This is a genomic window from Streptomyces sp. NPDC019937 (genome assembly GCF_040631655.1).
Taxonomy (GTDB): domain Bacteria; phylum Actinomycetota; class Actinomycetes; order Streptomycetales; family Streptomycetaceae; genus Streptomyces.
Genome location: NZ_JBEYAL010000011.1, coordinates 183,265 through 198,294, shown reverse-complemented (window position 1 = coordinate 198,294; position 15,030 = coordinate 183,265). Strand labels below are relative to the sequence as shown.

The window sequence follows — 15,030 nt, the reverse complement described above, 5'->3', positions numbered from 1 at the left end:
CCGAACGTGGCAGCCGCCTGCGCCGCGTTACTGCTGCTTCCCGCCGCCGCGGCGGTCCCGGCCGCGGCGGCCACCCCGCGGGCGGCGGTCGCCCCGGCCGCGCACGGCCGGGGCGCGCTGGTGTCCGCCGAACCGCTGTACACGCTGGCCGCCCCGGGCCAGGTCGCCGCCGAGCTGCGCACCGGCGGGTTCGACGCCGGTGCGGTCCGCTACGGCGTCGACGCGTACCGGCTCGTGTACCGCACCGTCGACGCGCACGGCCGCCCCACCACCGCGAGCGGGCTGCTCGCCCTGCCGCGCGGGCGGGACGGCAGGCTGCGCGCGGTCTCCTTCGCGCACGGCACGGGGGTCCACAAGAGCGACGCGCCCTCGATGCAGCGCCACGGCTTCCTGCCCGGGCCGCCCCTCACCTACGCCTCGGCCGGCTTCGCCGCCGTCGCGCCCGACTACCTCGGCATGGGCACCGGCCCCGGGCTCCACCCCTGGATGGACATCCCCTCGGAGACCACCGCCTCCCTCGACATGCTGCGCGCCGCCCGCGCCGTCGTCCCCCTGGAGCGGAAGGTGGCGGTCACCGGCTTCTCGCAGGGCGCCTCGGCCGCGCTGGGGCTGGCCCGGTCGCTGCGGGCGGGCGAGGACCGCTGGTTCCGGCTGGGTGCGCTGGCGCCGGTGAGCGGGGCGTACGACTTCGGCGGGGCGGAGCTGGAGGCGCTGCTCGGCGGGCGGCTGGAGCCCAAGTCGAGCGTGCTGTACGCCGCGTACACGCTGGTCGCCTTCAACCGGCTGCACGCTGTGTACGACAGCCCTGAGCAGGTGTTCGAGGGCGACTACGCCCCGCACATCGAGTCGCTGTTCGACGGTGAGCACACCGGGCGGCAGCTGATGGACGGCACCCCGGAGACGCTGGACGACCTGCTCACCGACGAGGGCATGCGGCTGCTCGCCCATCCGACGGGGGAGTTCGCCGCGGCGCTGCGGACGGCCGACAGCGTGTGCGCCGACTGGGCACCGCGGGTGCCGACGCGGCTGTACATGGCGGGCGGGGACGAACAGGCCGCGGTGGAGAACACCGCGTACTGCCGGACCGCGCTGCGGCGCCACGGGGCGGACGTCCCGGTGGTCGACGTCGGCCCCGTCGACCACCAGAAGTCCCGCCACCTCGGCTCGAACGTCGCCGCGACGGCGTCGATCGTCCGCTGGCTCAGCGACCTGTCCTAGTCACGCCAGGCCGTGGACGTGCGGGCCGACCGCCTTGGACCAGGCGTTGCCCGCCGCCGCGTCCCAGTTGGTGGACCAGGTCATCGCGCCGCGGATGCCGGGGTAGGTCCTGGCGGGCTTGAAGCTGCCGCAGCCGGTGCCCTTGGCGAGGCAGTCGAGGGCCGCGCCCACCACGGACGGTTCGACATAGCCGGAGCCGGCGCCCTTGGGTGACGCGGGGACGCCGATGCCGACCTGGGACGGGTCGAGGCCGCCTTCGAGCTGGACGCAGGCGAGGGAGGTGAGGAAGTCGACCGAGCCCTGGGCGTAGACCTTGCCGTCGCAGCCGTTCATCGAGCCGCTGTTGTAGTACTGCATGTTGACGACGGTGAGGAAGTCCTTGATGGCCAGGGCCGTCTTGAAGTACTCGGTGGACGTCGACTGCATGTCGATCGTCTGGGGCGCCATCGTCACCACGACGTCGCTCTTCTTGTCGTGGACGGCCTTGAGCGCCTTGGCCATATAGGTCGCGTTGAGGCCGTTCTCGAGGTCGATGTCGACGCCGTCGAAGCCGTATTCGTCCATCAGAGCGGTGATGGAGGCGGCGAAGGCGTTCGCCGAGGCGTCGTCGCCGACCGAGACGGTGCCGTTCTGGCCGCCGACGGAGATGATGACCGACTTGCCGGCCGCCTGCTCGGCCTTGATGTCGTCCTTGAACTGCTGCTCGCTGCCGTAGCCGAGCGCCGGGTCGAGGCGGAAGTCGACGGCCCCCGGGGAGCCGGTCGCGTCGGCGAAGGCGACGGCGATGATGTCGTAGTCGTCCGGGACGTCACGCAGCTTCTGCACGGTCGCGCCGTTGTCGAAGTTCTGCCAGTAGCCGGTGACGGCGTGCTTCGGTACGGCGGCGCCCGCCGCGTCGGCGGTGCCGGTGGACACCAGCCCGCCGGCGGCGAGCGCGGCGACCGCCGCGATTCCGAGCAGCCTCTTCCTGATGTGTGCGCGTGCCACGACAGCCTCCGAGCGTGGGGGGAAAGGGAGGTGGTGCCTGTGCGCGTCCAGGGGCCCCTGAGGCGTGCGACCAAGGTGGTCCAGACCAATGCGGTTGTCAAGGCCATGGCGTAAATGGCCGGACGGGGGCCGCGTGGGGGCCGCACCGTTACCAGGAGGGTGTAACTCTGAGGAACTGTTCTCTCACGCGGCTTTCGTGGATAAAGTGACGATGCACCAGCCAGGGGCAGTTCACGAACTGCGGCCGCCGCCGCTCGGCGACGACGTGAGACGGGGTAGCCGACGTGCCCACCGCGATAGCAGTCACCAGCCGTGAGCTGGTGCTTCCACCGCCCGACGGGCAGACCCCGTCGGCCGTCGTGCTGCGGCCGCCGGAGGAGCAGTCGCTGGACGACGCGCTCGCCGAGGTCGGGGCGCTCCTGGAGTACCAGGGCTATCTGGTGGCGCTCTATCCCGCCGGCACCCCGCCGCCCTTCATCCGCAGGCTGCACACCGTGCGCTCGGTCCTGGAGAGCGACCGGATGGCGCTGTGCCCGCTCGAACTTCCCCCGCTGGCCGTCGCCGTCATCGCCCGTCAGCTGCGGCAGCTGTCCGTCTCCGACATCAGCCCGGGCGTGCTGGCCTGTTCCGCCCGGCTGCTGGCGCACTACGTGCACGCGGGCGCGCTGCTCGGCAGCGTCGCCAAGCTGGACCGGGTGCCGGTGAGCCTCACCTCGCACGTCAAGTCCTGGATGCCGGGCGCCCAGTTCGCCGTGCTCGCGCACCCCGAGCCGCAGCTGGTCAAGGTGGGCGGGGGCGGCGCGCTGCCCGGGCCCGCGTTCGCCACCCACATGACCGTCGCGCGCGGCCAGCTCACCAGCCACGGGCATGGGACGGCCCCGCGCGACGACTGGGTCAGCGGGGCGCTGGCGCCCTCCTGGGGCGTCGGGGACGTCCAGGAGGTGCCGCTGCCCGCCGAGTCGGCGCGCTGGTGGGGCACCTCGAAGCTGATCGAGTTCGCGGCGGCCATCCCGGACCTCTCCGTGCTCTACCAGCTCGTGGCGTCCGTACGGAGAGAGGAGTGCCACTGGTGCGGCTTCGAACTCATCGGGGACCGCTGCGCCTTCTGCTCCTGTCCGGTGCCGCGCGGCGATGAGATTCCCGCCCTGACCCAGTCCGCCGAGCGACCCGCCCTGACCAGCCGGTAAACGTCCCCACTCACGAGGTTGTCCGTCCATGAATTCTCGCCAGCGACGCGGAGTCATCCTGCTGGTCCTGTCGGTCCTGTGCGCCGGTGGCGCGTTCGCCGGGGTGCTCTCCGTCGTCAACGACGTGGAGTCGAAGGTCGGCCCCGAGACGACCGCGTACAAGCTGAAGGGGAACATCGAGGCGTATCAGGCGCTGAACGCGGGGGACTTCGAGAAGGTGTCGATGCCCGAGCGCTGGGTGCCCTCCACCGCCGTCACCGATCTGTCCGAGGTGCGCGGCAGGATAGCCGCGACCAAGCTCAGCCGGGGATCGCTGCTCCAGACGGACATGATCGCCGACCGGCCGGCGCTGAAGGCCGGGCAGCAGGAGATCGCCATCATGATCGACGCCGCGACGGGCGTCGCGGGCAAGATCACCCCCGGTGCGAAGGTCAACATCTACGCCACCTTCGAGGGCAAGGCGCAGGGCGAGGAGTCGGTCTCCAAGCTGATCGTCGACGAGGCGGAGGTCATCGACGTGGGCAAGCTGTCCGCGCTGAAGCCGGACGAGGACGATCAGCGGCGCGTCGACCAGGCGGTGCCGATCACCTTCGCGCTCGACACCAAGGACGCGCAGCGCGTCGCGTACGCCGAGTCCTTCGCCTCACACGTACGGCTCGCCCTGATCGCCCCCGGCGCGGACGCCCCCGTCGCGCCGCGCGAGCGCACCTACACCCTCGACGGCGACAAATGACGGAAGAAGAGTGAGGAGGTGCCGCGGTGACGATCAGAATCCTCCCGGCCGTCGGTGACCCCGACGCGGCCCGCGCCATCGGCGGGCTGCTCGGCCAGCTGCCCGGCGTCGAACCGGCGGCGCCGGTGGGCGACTCGACCCGGCTGCTGGACACCCTCGCCGCGCTGGCCGCCGCCTCCCTGGAGGAGCTGCCGGAGGTCGTCCTCGTCCATGAGCGGATCGGCCCGTCGCCCGCCCTGGAGCTGATCCGCGAGGTGGCGCTGCGCTTCCCGGCGGTGGGCGTGGTGCTGGTCACCGGCGACGCGGGACCGGCCCTGTACTCGGCCGCCATGGACGCGGGCGCGCGCGGCATCGCGGGGCTACCGCTGTCGTACGACGAGCTGGCGGCCCGCGTCCAGGCCGCCGCCCAGTGGGCCACCGGCGTACGGCGCCACCTCGGTGGCGGCGGCGACGCGGCCGCCACCGGGCCGGGCGGCACGCTGGTCGCCGTCGCGGGCGCCAAGGGCGGGGTCGGTACGACGGTCACCGCCGTCCAGCTGGCGCTGGCCGCGCGGGCGGCGGGCCGCACGGTCGCCCTGGTCGACCTGGACCTCCAGTCCGGCGACGTGGCCTCGTACCTCGACGTCCAGTTCCGGCGCTCCATCGCCGATCTGGCCCAGATCACCGACATCTCGCCGCGGGTGCTCCAGGACGCGGTCTTCACCCACCACACCGGGCTCGGGCTGCTGCTCGCGCCGGGGGAGGGGGAGCGCGGCGAGGAGGTCACCGACCGGGCGGCCCGGCAGGTGATCGGCGCGCTGCGGACCCGGTTCGAGCTGGTGGTCGTCGACTGCGGTACGCAGATGACGTCGGCGGGCGCCGCCATCGTCGAACAGGCCGACACCGCGCTGCTGGTGACCACCCCGGACGTGGTCGCGGTGCGGGCCGCCAAGCGGATGGTGCGGCTGTGGGACCGGCTCCAGATCCGCAAGGCCGAGGAGACCGTGACCGTCGTCAACCGGCACACCCGCAGCGCCGAGATCCAGCCGCAGCTGGTCGCGCGCGCCACGGGTACGGCGGTGGCGCGGACGGCGATCCCGGCGGGGTTCAAGGAGCTGCAGCCCGCCGTCGACTCCGGCCGCATGCAGGACCTGGACGCCAAGTCCGCCGTCAAGCAGGCACTGTGGGGGCTCGCCGGGGAACTGGGCCTGGTGGACGGGGAGCGGGGCACGCCCCCGCCCGGCCGCCGCGCCGCCCACCGGGGCGGACACCACCAGGGCGCGCACGGCGGCCAGGGCAGCCAGGGCTCCCAGGGCGGCGACCGCACGCTGCCCGGGCTGCGGCGGCGCCGCGCCATAGGAGCGGGGGCGGACGACGACGGGGGCGACGCGGGCCCGGGGACGGACGCGCTGAACGAGATCCCCCCGTCCGCCACCGGCCGCTTCCTGCGCAAGCGGGGCGGCGACCGAGGCCAGGTGACGGTCGAGTTCATCGGCGTCCTGCCGCTGGCCCTCATCGTGCTCGCGGTGGTCTGGCAGCTCGTCCTCGTCGGCTATACGTACTCGCTCGCGGGCAACGCGGCCGACAAGGGCGCCCGGGCGGGCGCGGCCAAGGGCGCCGCCGCCTGCCAGGCCGCGGCGCAGGACGACATCCCCGGCTCCTGGAGCGCGGAGATCGACTGCCCCGGCGCGGGCGACGGCGCGGTGTACCGGTCGACGGTGAAGCTGAGCGTGCCGATCCTGTTCCCGGGCGCCGCCGACTTCCCGTGGACGGTGACCGGTTCGGCGGGCGCCGCGGACGAGACGGACACCATGGCGGGCGCGGGGCAGTGAGGGGGCGTACGGCGATGACCCGTTGGAGGACCAGGCGCGACCGGGGCTCGGCGTCGATCGAATTCCTCGGCTTCCTGCCGATCCTGATCCTCGTCGCGCTGGCCGCCGTCCAGCTGGGGATCGCCGCGTACGCCGTCCAGCAGGCGGGCACGGCGGCCCGGGCGGCGGCGCGTACCGGCTCGCTGGACGAACCGGGCACCCCGGACACCGCCGGGAAGGCGGCGATCAGCGGCTGGCTGGCGGGCGGGACCAATATCAGCGGCGGCGACTGCGGCGGCGGCGAGGCACACGCGACCGCGACGGTGAACATCCCCTCGGTCATCCCCGGTGTCAGCGACTTCGGCAGCGCGGAGAGGAGCGCCACCATGCCGTGCGACGACGGACAGCTCCAGGCGGCGGGAGGACGGCCATGAGCCTGCGGTCCCGGATCAACGCGCCCGAGGGGCCCGCGGAGGGCCGCCAGGACGGGCATCTCGTCGCCGTCTACCGCGCCAAGCTGCTGGAGGAGATCGACCTCGCCGAGATGTCCTCGCTGGCCGCCGCCGAGCGCCGGACCCGGCTGGAGCGCGTGCTGGGCCACATCATCAGCCGCGAGGGCCCGGTGCTGTCCACCGGCGAACGCTCCCAGCTCATCCGCCGGGTGGTGGACGAGGCGCTGGGCCTCGGCGTGCTCGAACCGCTGCTGGAGGACGCCTCCATCACCGAGATCATGGTCAACGGACCGGACCAGATCTTCGTGGAGCGGGCGGGCCGGGTCGAGCTGGTGCCCGTCCGGTTCGCCTCCGAAGAGCAGCTGATGCAGACCATCGAGCGCATCGTCTCCACCGTCAACCGGCGGGTGGACGAGTCGAATCCGATGGTCGACGCCCGCCTGCCCTCCGGTGAGCGGGTCAACGTGATCATCCCGCCGCTGGCGCTCACCGGCGCCACCCTCACCATCCGCCGCTTCCCGCGCGCTTACACTCTCAGCGAGCTGATCGGCATGGGCACGCTGGACGAGCAGATGCTGATGCTGCTGGCGGCGCTGGTGCGCGGCAAGTTCAACGTCGTCGTCTCCGGACCCACCGGCTCCGGAAAGACCACGCTGCTCAACGCCCTCTCCGGGCTGATCCCGGATGGCGAGCGGATCATCACCGTCGAGGACGCGGCCGAACTCCAGCTCCAGCAGACCCACGTCATCCGGCTGGAGTCCCGGCCGCCCAACGTCGAGGGCAAGGGCCGGATCACCATCCGCGACCTGGTCCGCAACTCGCTGCGGATGCGCCCCGACCGCATCATCGTCGGCGAGGTGCGCGGCGGCGAGACCCTCGACATGCTCCAGGCCATGTCCACCGGTCACGACGGCTCGCTCGCCACCGTCCACGCCAACAGCGCCGAGGACGCGCTGATGCGGCTGCAGACCCTCGCCTCGATGTCCGATGTGGCGATCCCGTACGAGGCGCTGCGCGACCAGATCAACAGCGCCGTGGACTGCATCGTCCAGCTCGTCCGGCACGCCGACGGCTCCCGCCGGATCAGCGAGATCGCGCTCCTGGACAGCCACGGCCACGAGGAGTACCGCATCGCCACCGTCTGCCGCTTCGACGCCCAGCCCATGGGCGCCGACCGGATCGTGCACGGACGGTTCTCCTACTTCCCGCTCCCGGAGCGGGTGGCGGAGCGGCTGCGGCTGGCCGGTGAGGCGGTGCCGCCCGCCTTCGGGGTGGCCGCCTTCCCGGCGCAGCTGACCACGCGGGGCGCCGCGTACGACACGGGCGCGTACGGCGCGCGGGATGGGAGGTAGCCGGATGGACCGGCTCGCGACGCTGACCCTCGGTGCGACGCTGGTGTGCGGCGCGCTGGGCGTCGCCGGGGTGCACACCTACGCCCGGGGTACGGACCGGCAGCGCGCGCTGATCGACCGGCTGTCGGAGTCGGGGGCGGCGGAACCGTCCCGGCGGCCGCGCCGCTTCGCCCGCGTGGACCGGCGGCTGCGCACCACCTCCATGGGGCGGCGGCTGGAGCTGCGGCTGGCGGCGACGGGCCTGGACATCACCCCCGGCGAGTTCTTCGTCTACACGGCCGCGGCGGCGGCCGGGCTGTGGCTGCTGGCGGCGTCGCTGCTGGCGTCGTTCTTCGGCCCGATCGCGGCCGTCATCGCCGTCTGGTCGGCGTTCGGGTTCCTGGGCTGGCAGCGGCAGAAGCGCATCGAACGGTTCATCAACCAGCTGCCCGAGCTGTCCCGGATCCTGGCCAACGCCACCCAGGCCGGGCTGGCGCTGCGTACCGCGCTGAGCATGGCGGCGGACGAGATGGAGGCCCCGGCGGGCGAGGAGCTGTCCAAGGTCTCCGACAAGCTGTCCGTGGGGCATTCGATCGACGACGCGCTGGGCGAGCTGGCGGAGCGGCTGCCGTCGCGGGAGCTGGTGGTGCTGGTCACCACGCTGGTGCTGTCCAACCGCGCGGGCGGGACCGTGGTCAGCTCGCTGCGCAACCTCACCCACACGCTGGAGGAGCGCAAGGAGACCCGGCGCGAGGTCCGCACCCAGCTGTCCCAGGTGACCGTCACCGCGTATGTGGTGCCGCTGATGGGCATCGGGACGCTGCTGCTGATGAACCGGATCGCACCGGGTTCGCTGGACCGCATGACCGGGTCCATCTGGGGGCAGGCCGCGGTGATCGGGGCGTTCGCCCTGTACGGGATCGGCTTCTTCCTCATCCGCCGCATGTCGAAGATCGACGTCTGACCGGGGTAGTGGGCATGGGTTTCGGAGTTCTGCTGGCGCTGGCGGCCGGGCTGTCGGTCGCGGGCATCGCGTACGGCATCGCGCTGTACCGCAGCGAGGCCAAGCTGCCGAGCGACCTCGCGGTCGCGCTGGAGGTCGGGGCGACCCGTACGAACGCGGTCGGCTCGGCCGTCGACCGGCTCGGCATGCGCTACGCCCCGCTGGTGCTGCGGCTGATGGGCGACAAGCGGGTGGCCCGGGTGCGCCGCCGGATCGATCTGGCGGGCCATCCGGGCGGGCTGACGGTCGACCGGTACGCGGCCCGCCGGGCGGTGTACGGGATGCTCGGCTTCGGCGGCGCGCTGGTCATGCTGCTGAAGGGCCAGCTGCTGCTGGCGCTGCTGATGGTGGTGTTCGGGCTGTTCTGGATCGAGGTCGGGATCTGGGCGGCGGTGCGGGAGCGCAAGGACGCGATCGACCGGACCCTGCCCGACTTCCTGGACGTGCTGGCGGTCGTGGTGAGCGCGGGGCTCGGTTTCCGGCAGGCGCTGGACCGGGTGTCGGAGAAGTACGAGGGCCCCTGGGCGGATGAACTCCGCATCACGCTTCGGCAAATGGACATGGGGGTCAGCCGGCGCCAGGCGTTCGAAGAACTGCGGAAGCGGAACGACTCGGAACAGGTCGCCCAGTTCGTCACGGCGCTGCAGCAGGGCGAGGAACTGGGCGCTCCGATCGTCGAAACGCTGATCGCCATCGCGAACGACATGCGCCGTACGGACGCCCAGAACGCCCGGCGCCGCGCCGCCCGCGCCGTCCCCAAGGCGACCATGGTCATCACCACCTTCATGGTGCCCGGGACGATGGTGCTGCTCGTGGCGGGGTTCTTCATCGGGTCCGGCACGGACTTCGGTTCGATCACGGGAGATTGACGGTCATTTGGGCGAATATGCTTCGCGATCGCAATCGGGTGTGGGACAGTCGTCGACGGTGAACTCCTCGGCGGCGGGAGGGGGTGAGACGGATGGGCCGCGGCGAACGTCCGCGCACAGGGTTCGAACACCGTGTATCGGGAAGGCAATCCCCCCTGGGACACTGTTCCGAGGCGGCTGTTTCGGCGTACTTTGCTCGTGTCGCGAGCGACGCCACGGGGGCCCAGTCGCCGGACCAGAGTGGGACGGCCACCCATGGAGGGGAACACGATGGGGAAGCGCGTTATGGGGAACGACCGGGGGCAGACCTCGATCGAGTACCTGGGGATCATTGCCGTGGTGGTCGCCATCGTCCTGGTGCTGTCGACGACGGACTTCGGAAGCATGATCGCGAACGCGATCTCCGACAAGATCTCTCAGGTCGTCGGCATCTGAGCGAGCGCGTGAAGGCTCGCGGATACCGCGGCAGCGACACCGGGCAGGCCTTTCCGATCTACATCACCGCGGTCGCGGCCCTGCTCTTCCTCGCCCTCGCCTTCTTCGCGGTGGGCCAGGCCGGGGCCACCCGCAACGGCGGACAGACCGCCGCCGACGCGGCCGCCCTCGCCGCAGCCCAGGACTATCGCGACCAGTTGGGCACGGCGCTGCTGAAGGCCGTGACGGACGGCAGCGCGCTGGAGGACCTGCTGAACGGGCGGGGGATCGGCGCGGGTGACGCGTGCGAGCAGGCGGAGTGGTTCGCGCAGCAGAACGGCGCGGACCTGACCGAACCGCGCTGTGCCCCGGGCTATCTGCCCACTTCCTTCACCGTCTGGGTCACAACGCAGAAGCCGGTGGGCAAGACCGTCATCCCCGGCACGGAGAGCAAGTACGGGAAGGCGACGGCCAAGGCGGTCATAGGCCCGCGCTGTACGCTCCAGCCGCCCGACGAGCCGACGGCCTCCCCGAGGCCGACTCCGTCGGGCGACGAGAACGGAGGCGACGGCGGCGGCGGCGACGGCGGCGGGGACGAGAAGCCCTCGGTGTCGCTGAGGTGTGACGGCAGGGACGTGACCATCGACCCGGCGCACCCGGAACTCTTCCCCGACGTCAAGGACCTGTTCTCCGTGCACCTTGCCGACTGAGCGACGGACGAGTAGACGAGCAAAGGACAGCGAGCGATGAGCATTCGGCACACGACGAAGGCCCGGAGGGGGGCTGCCGCGGCGGCGCTCGGAGCGGCCCTGGCCCTCGCCGTGGCCGGGTGCGGCAGCGGCGACGACGGCGGGAAGGACAGCGGCTCCCCGCAGAAGTCACCCGCGGTCAGGACCGATGACGGGCAGGGGGAGACGGAGCCCGCCGCGGACTCCAAGAAGGTCATCGGCGAGATGAAGGGGCCGAAGAACATCGTCGTCAGCCTCCACTCGGCGGTGCGCGACAGCGGCGGATTCGTCACCGTGAACGGGACGGTGACCAACCGCGGCAGCATGCTGTTCAACCCGGTGGACTGGCGCTCCACGGAGGTGGAGTTGGCCAAGTCCCGTTCGTCCGTGTCGGGCGCGTCCCTGGTCGACGCGAAGGGCAAGAAGCGGTATCTCGTGCTCCGGGACACCGATGGCCAGTGTCTGTGCACCACCGGGCTGTCCGGGCTCAAGCCGAACGAGAGCCGCCCGTTCTTCGCGCAGTTCCCGGCTCCGCCCAAGAGCGTCACGGAGGTCGACTTCCAGCTCCCGACCATGCCGTCCGTCAGCATCAAGCTCTCCGGGTGAGCCCCGCCATGACGTCGACACGTACGACAGCCCGCCGCGCCGTACGGTACGGCCCGGCCCTGGCCGCCCTCGCGCTCGTGCTCACCACACCGGCGCTCACCGCCCCCGCCCGCGCCGACAGCGGCCCCGGCGCCCCCGCCGACACCAGGCCGCCCCTCAAGATCGACGCCGGCGACCCCGATCTGCGGATGCCCGAAGGCGCCAAGCTCGCGGCCGGGCGGGTCCTGGACATCAAGTCGGTCGTCGAGACGGACGACGGCGACGAGCGGCGCGAGGACACCAACACCAAGGTGAGCTTCGCCCTCCAGGCCGAGGTGCTGTTCGGCAAGGACAGCGCGAAGCTCGGCGCCGAGGCGAACGCCCGTATCCAGGACATCGCGGACGAGGCGAAGCGGCAGCACGCGAAGAGCGTGCGGGTCTTCGGCTTCACCGACAACCTGGGCTCGGCCGCGCACGGCCTCGAACTGTCCCGGAAGCGGGCCGACGCGGTGCAGCAGCGGCTGGCGGACAGCCTGGACTCCTCGGTCGCGTACCAGATCCGCGGCTACGGCGAGCAGTACCCGATCGCGGACAACGCGACGGAGGAGGGCCGCAAGAAGAACCGCCGCGTGGAGGTCAGCTTCCCGCGCGGTGCGTAGGGGGTTGCGCGGGGGTGTCTCCCCCCACCCCGCCCCTTCCCGTCCCAAGGGCTCCGCCCCTGGACCCCGGCCGCGAGCGGCGGAGCCCCGCCGGGCCCGGTTCGTGGCTCGCGCGCGCTGGGGGAGTTCGAGGAGCGGGGTCCAGGGGCGGAGCCCCCGAAACGGGGGGCCGGGGGCGCCCCCGGTTCGGGGAGGGGCGGGGTGGGGGAGAGACCTCCGCCGAACCGTGCCGCATCATGGAGCACGTCGCCCCACCCCGCGCGGGAGTACCCCCTGAATACCACCGTCGCCGAGATCCTCGCCGTCACCCTCCTCCTCGCCGTACTGGCCTTCGCCGTCGCCCGCCCCCGCGGCTGGCCCGAGGCGGTCGCGGCGGTGCCCGCGGCCGCCGTCGCGGTGGCGGCCGGGGCCGTGACGCCGGCGGCGGCGTGGGAGGAGACCCGGAGCCTGCTGCCCGTCGTCGGGTTTCTGGCGGCGGTGCTGCTGCTGGCGCAGATGTGCGCGGACGAGGGGGTGTTCGAGGCGGCCGGGCAGGCCGTGGCGCGGGCCTGCCGGGGGCGTACGGACCGGCTGCTGGGCGGGGTGTTCGCGGTGGCGGCGCTGGTCACCGCCGTGCTGAGCCTGGACGCGACGGTCGTCCTGCTGACGCCCGTGGTGTTCGCGACCGCGACCCGCCTCGGCGCCCGCTCCCGGCCGCATGTCTACGCCTGCACCCATCTGGCGAACTCCGCGTCGCTGCTGCTGCCGGTCTCCAACCTCACCAACCTGCTCGCGCTGGAGGCGAGCGGACTGTCGTTCACCCGGTTCGCCCTGGTCATGGCCCCGGCCTGGCTGGTGTCGATCGCCATCGAATTCGTGGTCTTCCGCCGCTTCTTCGCCGCGGACCTGGCCGCCGGGACCGCGAAGCCGCCGCCCGCCGAGTGGCCGCGGGTGCCGGTGTTCGCGCTGACCGTGCTGGGGCTGACCCTGGCCGGGTTCGTCGTGACGTCGCTGGTCGGGCTGGAGCCCGCGTGGGCCGCGGGGGCGGGGGCGCTGGTGCTCGCCGTACGGGCGGTGCGGCGGCGGACGACGACGGTACGGGGCGTGGTGGGCGCGGCGGGCCCGTTGTTCTGCCTGTTCGTGCTCGCCCTGGGCGTCGTGGTGCAGGCGGTCCTGGACAACGGCCTGGAGGCGGCGCTGTCCCGGGTGCTGCCGGTCGGCACCGGGCTGCCCACGCTGCTCGCGATCGCGGCCGTGGCGGCCGTGCTGGCGAACCTCGTCAACAACCTCCCGGCCACGCTGGCGCTGCTGCCGATCGCGGCCGGGGGCGGCCCGGGCCCGGTCCTGGCCGTGCTGATCGGGGTCAACCTGGGCCCCAACCTCACCTACGTCGGCTCCTTGGCCACGCTGCTGTGGCGGCGTATCGTCCGCCACCACGGGGCCGACGCCGACTCCGGGCTGGGTGAGTTCACCCGCCTCGGGCTGCTCACCGTGCCGACCACGCTGGTGGCGGCGACGGTGGCGCTATGGGCCATGCTGGCGACGCTATGAGGGACTCATGATCGTGCTCATCTGGATCGCCGAGGGCACCTGGCGGTCCGCCGTGGACGCCGCACGCGACCAGCTGCCCGCCGAGGGCGACACCGAGATCCGCCTGCTGTACGTCACGGACGACCACGTGGCGGGCGCCGCGCACGGCGCCTTCGCGGGGCTGCTGGGCCGGGGCGGCCACGGGCGGGATCCGGGCGACCGGGTGGAGGAGGTGGCGACGGCCGCCGCGTCGGAGCTGCTGGACGCCGCCGCCGAGCGGCTGGACCGGCCGGTGACCCGGCTGCACCGGCACGGCCGGGTCGAACACGAGGTGGTGCGGGAGGCGGACGGCGTGGACCTGCTCGTCGCCGCGCGCGACGGGGACCGCGACCGGCTGGGGCCGCACAGTCTGGGGCCCGCCGCGCGCTTCGTCGTGGACCACGCGCCCTGCGCCGTCCTGCTGGTGTGGCCCGCGGCCGCGCCCGGCATCGAGTCGCTGCCGCCACCGCCGCCCTGATCACACAGGACCCTCGCGGGTCAGAGGCGGGTCAGGACTCGATCCAGTTGTGCGCCTGGGCCAGCTCGATGACGCGCCGGCGCACCTGCTTGATCTGGTCGGCGGTGAGGCTGCCGCCCATGTCGACCAGCGTCTCGGTCAGCTCCTGCCGGAACTCGCCCACGGAGAGCACATCGCACATGGTGTCGTCGCCGGAGTCCGGCGCGGGGGAGGACCGCACGATGGGGGCCGCGGCGCGCTCCAGGATGCGGACCTCGGACGCCTTGGGGCCCTTGTCGCCGTACTCGGGGACGAACCGCACCTTCGAACCGGGCTGGAACAGGTGCTTCTCGTCCAGGAGGTCGTTCGCGTGCATGAACACGTCCTCGCCGCCGTCGTCCGGGGCGATGAAGCCGTAACCGCGAAACTCGTCGAACCGCAGAATCTTGCCCGTCGTCGTCAACGTGCCACCCCTACCCCTGTACCTCTACCTCATGTACCTCATCGAACAGCGAGCTCAGCGTACATAAGGCGGCTGAGCCGAAGAAGGGCCGGGGTCGAGGGCGACCCGGGTGCCCCGCCGCAGGCCCCAGCGCTCCATCGCCCCCGCCTCCGCCTCCAGGACGTGGCGCGCACGCGGCCGCGGCAGCCCGAGCCGCCCGGGGCGCAGGGTGGTGACGGCCAGCACGGTCAGCCGCCGGTCGAGATAGGCGACGTCGATGGCGAAGCGCATCCGGAAGGTGTGCACCCCGCTCGCGGGGGTCAGCAGGATCGCGCCGGTCAGCCCGTCCCGGCCGAGCAGCCCGCGGGACCGGGCGCGGTAGGAGGCGGCGATCTCCAGCGGCACGTCGACCGGCACTCCGAGCCGTACGTCAAGCGGCACGTCGACCGGCACGTCGAGCCGTACGTCGACCGGCACCTCGACCGGTGTGTCCCGCAGTACGCGCAGCGTTCCGGTGCCGTCCCGCCAACGGCCCATGCCCGTCCCCTTCACCACCCGTCGTCCATCCTTGGGTTGAGTGTTCCACCAAGCGGTCCCCCGGGCCCGCCGCTTCCGTAGGCTCGGGCC

Annotated in this window: 17 protein-coding genes; 14 read left to right on the top strand and 3 right to left on the bottom strand. The window is 72.7% G+C overall.

Annotation, left to right across the window (positions count from 1 at the left end):
• Nucleotides 1-6: 6 nt before the first annotated feature.
• Entirely contained in the window at nucleotides 7-1,218 is a 1,212-nt protein-coding gene (locus ABZ562_RS14030; RefSeq protein WP_361477894.1) for a lipase, read from the top strand.
• On the opposite strand, the gene ABZ562_RS14025 is transcribed toward ABZ562_RS14030, so the two are convergent.
• Nucleotides 1,219-2,205, bottom strand: a complete 987-nt coding sequence (locus tag ABZ562_RS14025) for a chitinase (RefSeq protein WP_361477891.1) — start codon at nucleotides 2,203-2,205, stop codon at nucleotides 1,219-1,221.
• A gap of 284 nt (nucleotides 2,206-2,489) precedes the next feature.
• Here ABZ562_RS14025 and ABZ562_RS14020 point away from each other — a divergent pair, with 284 nt between their 5' ends.
• From ABZ562_RS14020 to ABZ562_RS13960, 13 genes are all read left to right on the top strand, one after another.
• Nucleotides 2,490-3,392 carry a hypothetical protein gene (locus ABZ562_RS14020; protein ID WP_361477888.1) on the top strand — a complete coding sequence of 301 codons (903 nt, stop codon included), beginning with the start codon at nucleotides 2,490-2,492 and terminating at the stop codon, nucleotides 3,390-3,392.
• 28 nt (nucleotides 3,393-3,420) lie between these two features.
• On the top strand, nucleotides 3,421-4,125 hold the full coding sequence (cpaB, locus tag ABZ562_RS14015; RefSeq protein WP_361477885.1) for a Flp pilus assembly protein CpaB: 705 nt from the start codon (nucleotides 3,421-3,423) through the stop codon (nucleotides 4,123-4,125).
• A gap of 26 nt (nucleotides 4,126-4,151) precedes the next feature.
• Complete coding sequence (locus tag ABZ562_RS14010; protein ID WP_361477881.1) at nucleotides 4,152-5,936, top strand: P-loop NTPase; 1,785 nt, start codon at nucleotides 4,152-4,154, stop codon at nucleotides 5,934-5,936.
• 14 nt (nucleotides 5,937-5,950) lie between these two features.
• Nucleotides 5,951-6,349, top strand: a complete 399-nt coding sequence (locus ABZ562_RS14005; RefSeq protein ID WP_361477878.1) for a TadE/TadG family type IV pilus assembly protein — start codon at nucleotides 5,951-5,953, stop codon at nucleotides 6,347-6,349.
• Nucleotides 6,346-7,719 (top strand): CpaF family protein, encoded by a 1,374-nt coding sequence (locus ABZ562_RS14000; protein ID WP_361477875.1) that lies wholly within the window; start codon nucleotides 6,346-6,348, stop codon nucleotides 7,717-7,719. The genes ABZ562_RS14005 and ABZ562_RS14000 overlap by 4 nt, the downstream gene beginning before the upstream one ends.
• 4 nt (nucleotides 7,720-7,723) lie before the next feature.
• Entirely contained in the window at nucleotides 7,724-8,662 is a 939-nt protein-coding gene (locus ABZ562_RS13995) for a type II secretion system F family protein (protein WP_361477872.1), read from the top strand.
• 14 nt (nucleotides 8,663-8,676) lie between these two features.
• A complete protein-coding gene (locus tag ABZ562_RS13990; RefSeq protein WP_361477869.1) occupies nucleotides 8,677-9,570 on the top strand; it encodes a DUF5936 domain-containing protein in 894 nt (297 codons plus the stop codon).
• Nucleotides 9,571-9,840: 270 nt separating this feature from the next.
• Nucleotides 9,841-10,005: a hypothetical protein gene (locus ABZ562_RS13985; RefSeq protein ID WP_199830888.1), complete on the top strand. Its 165-nt coding sequence runs from the start codon at nucleotides 9,841-9,843 to the stop codon at nucleotides 10,003-10,005.
• 8 nt (nucleotides 10,006-10,013) lie between these two features.
• Nucleotides 10,014-10,694: a pilus assembly protein TadG-related protein gene (locus ABZ562_RS13980; protein ID WP_361477865.1), complete on the top strand. Its 681-nt coding sequence runs from the start codon at nucleotides 10,014-10,016 to the stop codon at nucleotides 10,692-10,694.
• 36 nt (nucleotides 10,695-10,730) lie between these two features.
• On the top strand, nucleotides 10,731-11,318 hold the full coding sequence (locus ABZ562_RS13975) for a hypothetical protein (protein ID WP_361477862.1): 588 nt from the start codon (nucleotides 10,731-10,733) through the stop codon (nucleotides 11,316-11,318).
• Nucleotides 11,319-11,326: 8 nt separating this feature from the next.
• Entirely contained in the window at nucleotides 11,327-11,956 is a 630-nt protein-coding gene (locus tag ABZ562_RS13970) for an OmpA family protein (protein WP_361477859.1), read from the top strand.
• A gap of 273 nt (nucleotides 11,957-12,229) precedes the next feature.
• Complete coding sequence (locus ABZ562_RS13965) at nucleotides 12,230-13,486, top strand: SLC13 family permease (protein ID WP_361477998.1); 1,257 nt, start codon at nucleotides 12,230-12,232, stop codon at nucleotides 13,484-13,486.
• A 7-nt stretch (nucleotides 13,487-13,493) separates the two neighbouring features.
• Nucleotides 13,494-13,982 (top strand): universal stress protein, encoded by a 489-nt coding sequence (locus ABZ562_RS13960; RefSeq protein ID WP_361477856.1) that lies wholly within the window; start codon nucleotides 13,494-13,496, stop codon nucleotides 13,980-13,982.
• 31 nt (nucleotides 13,983-14,013) lie between these two features.
• Here ABZ562_RS13960 and ABZ562_RS13955 read toward each other — a convergent pair whose 3' ends face one another.
• Nucleotides 14,014-14,424, bottom strand: coding sequence for a cold shock domain-containing protein (locus tag ABZ562_RS13955; RefSeq protein ID WP_361477853.1), 411 nt, complete (start codon nucleotides 14,422-14,424; stop codon nucleotides 14,014-14,016).
• Nucleotides 14,425-14,478: 54 nt separating this feature from the next.
• Complete coding sequence (locus tag ABZ562_RS13950) at nucleotides 14,479-14,940, bottom strand: DUF192 domain-containing protein (RefSeq protein WP_361477850.1); 462 nt, start codon at nucleotides 14,938-14,940, stop codon at nucleotides 14,479-14,481.
• Nucleotides 14,941-15,030: the final 90 nt, after the last annotated feature.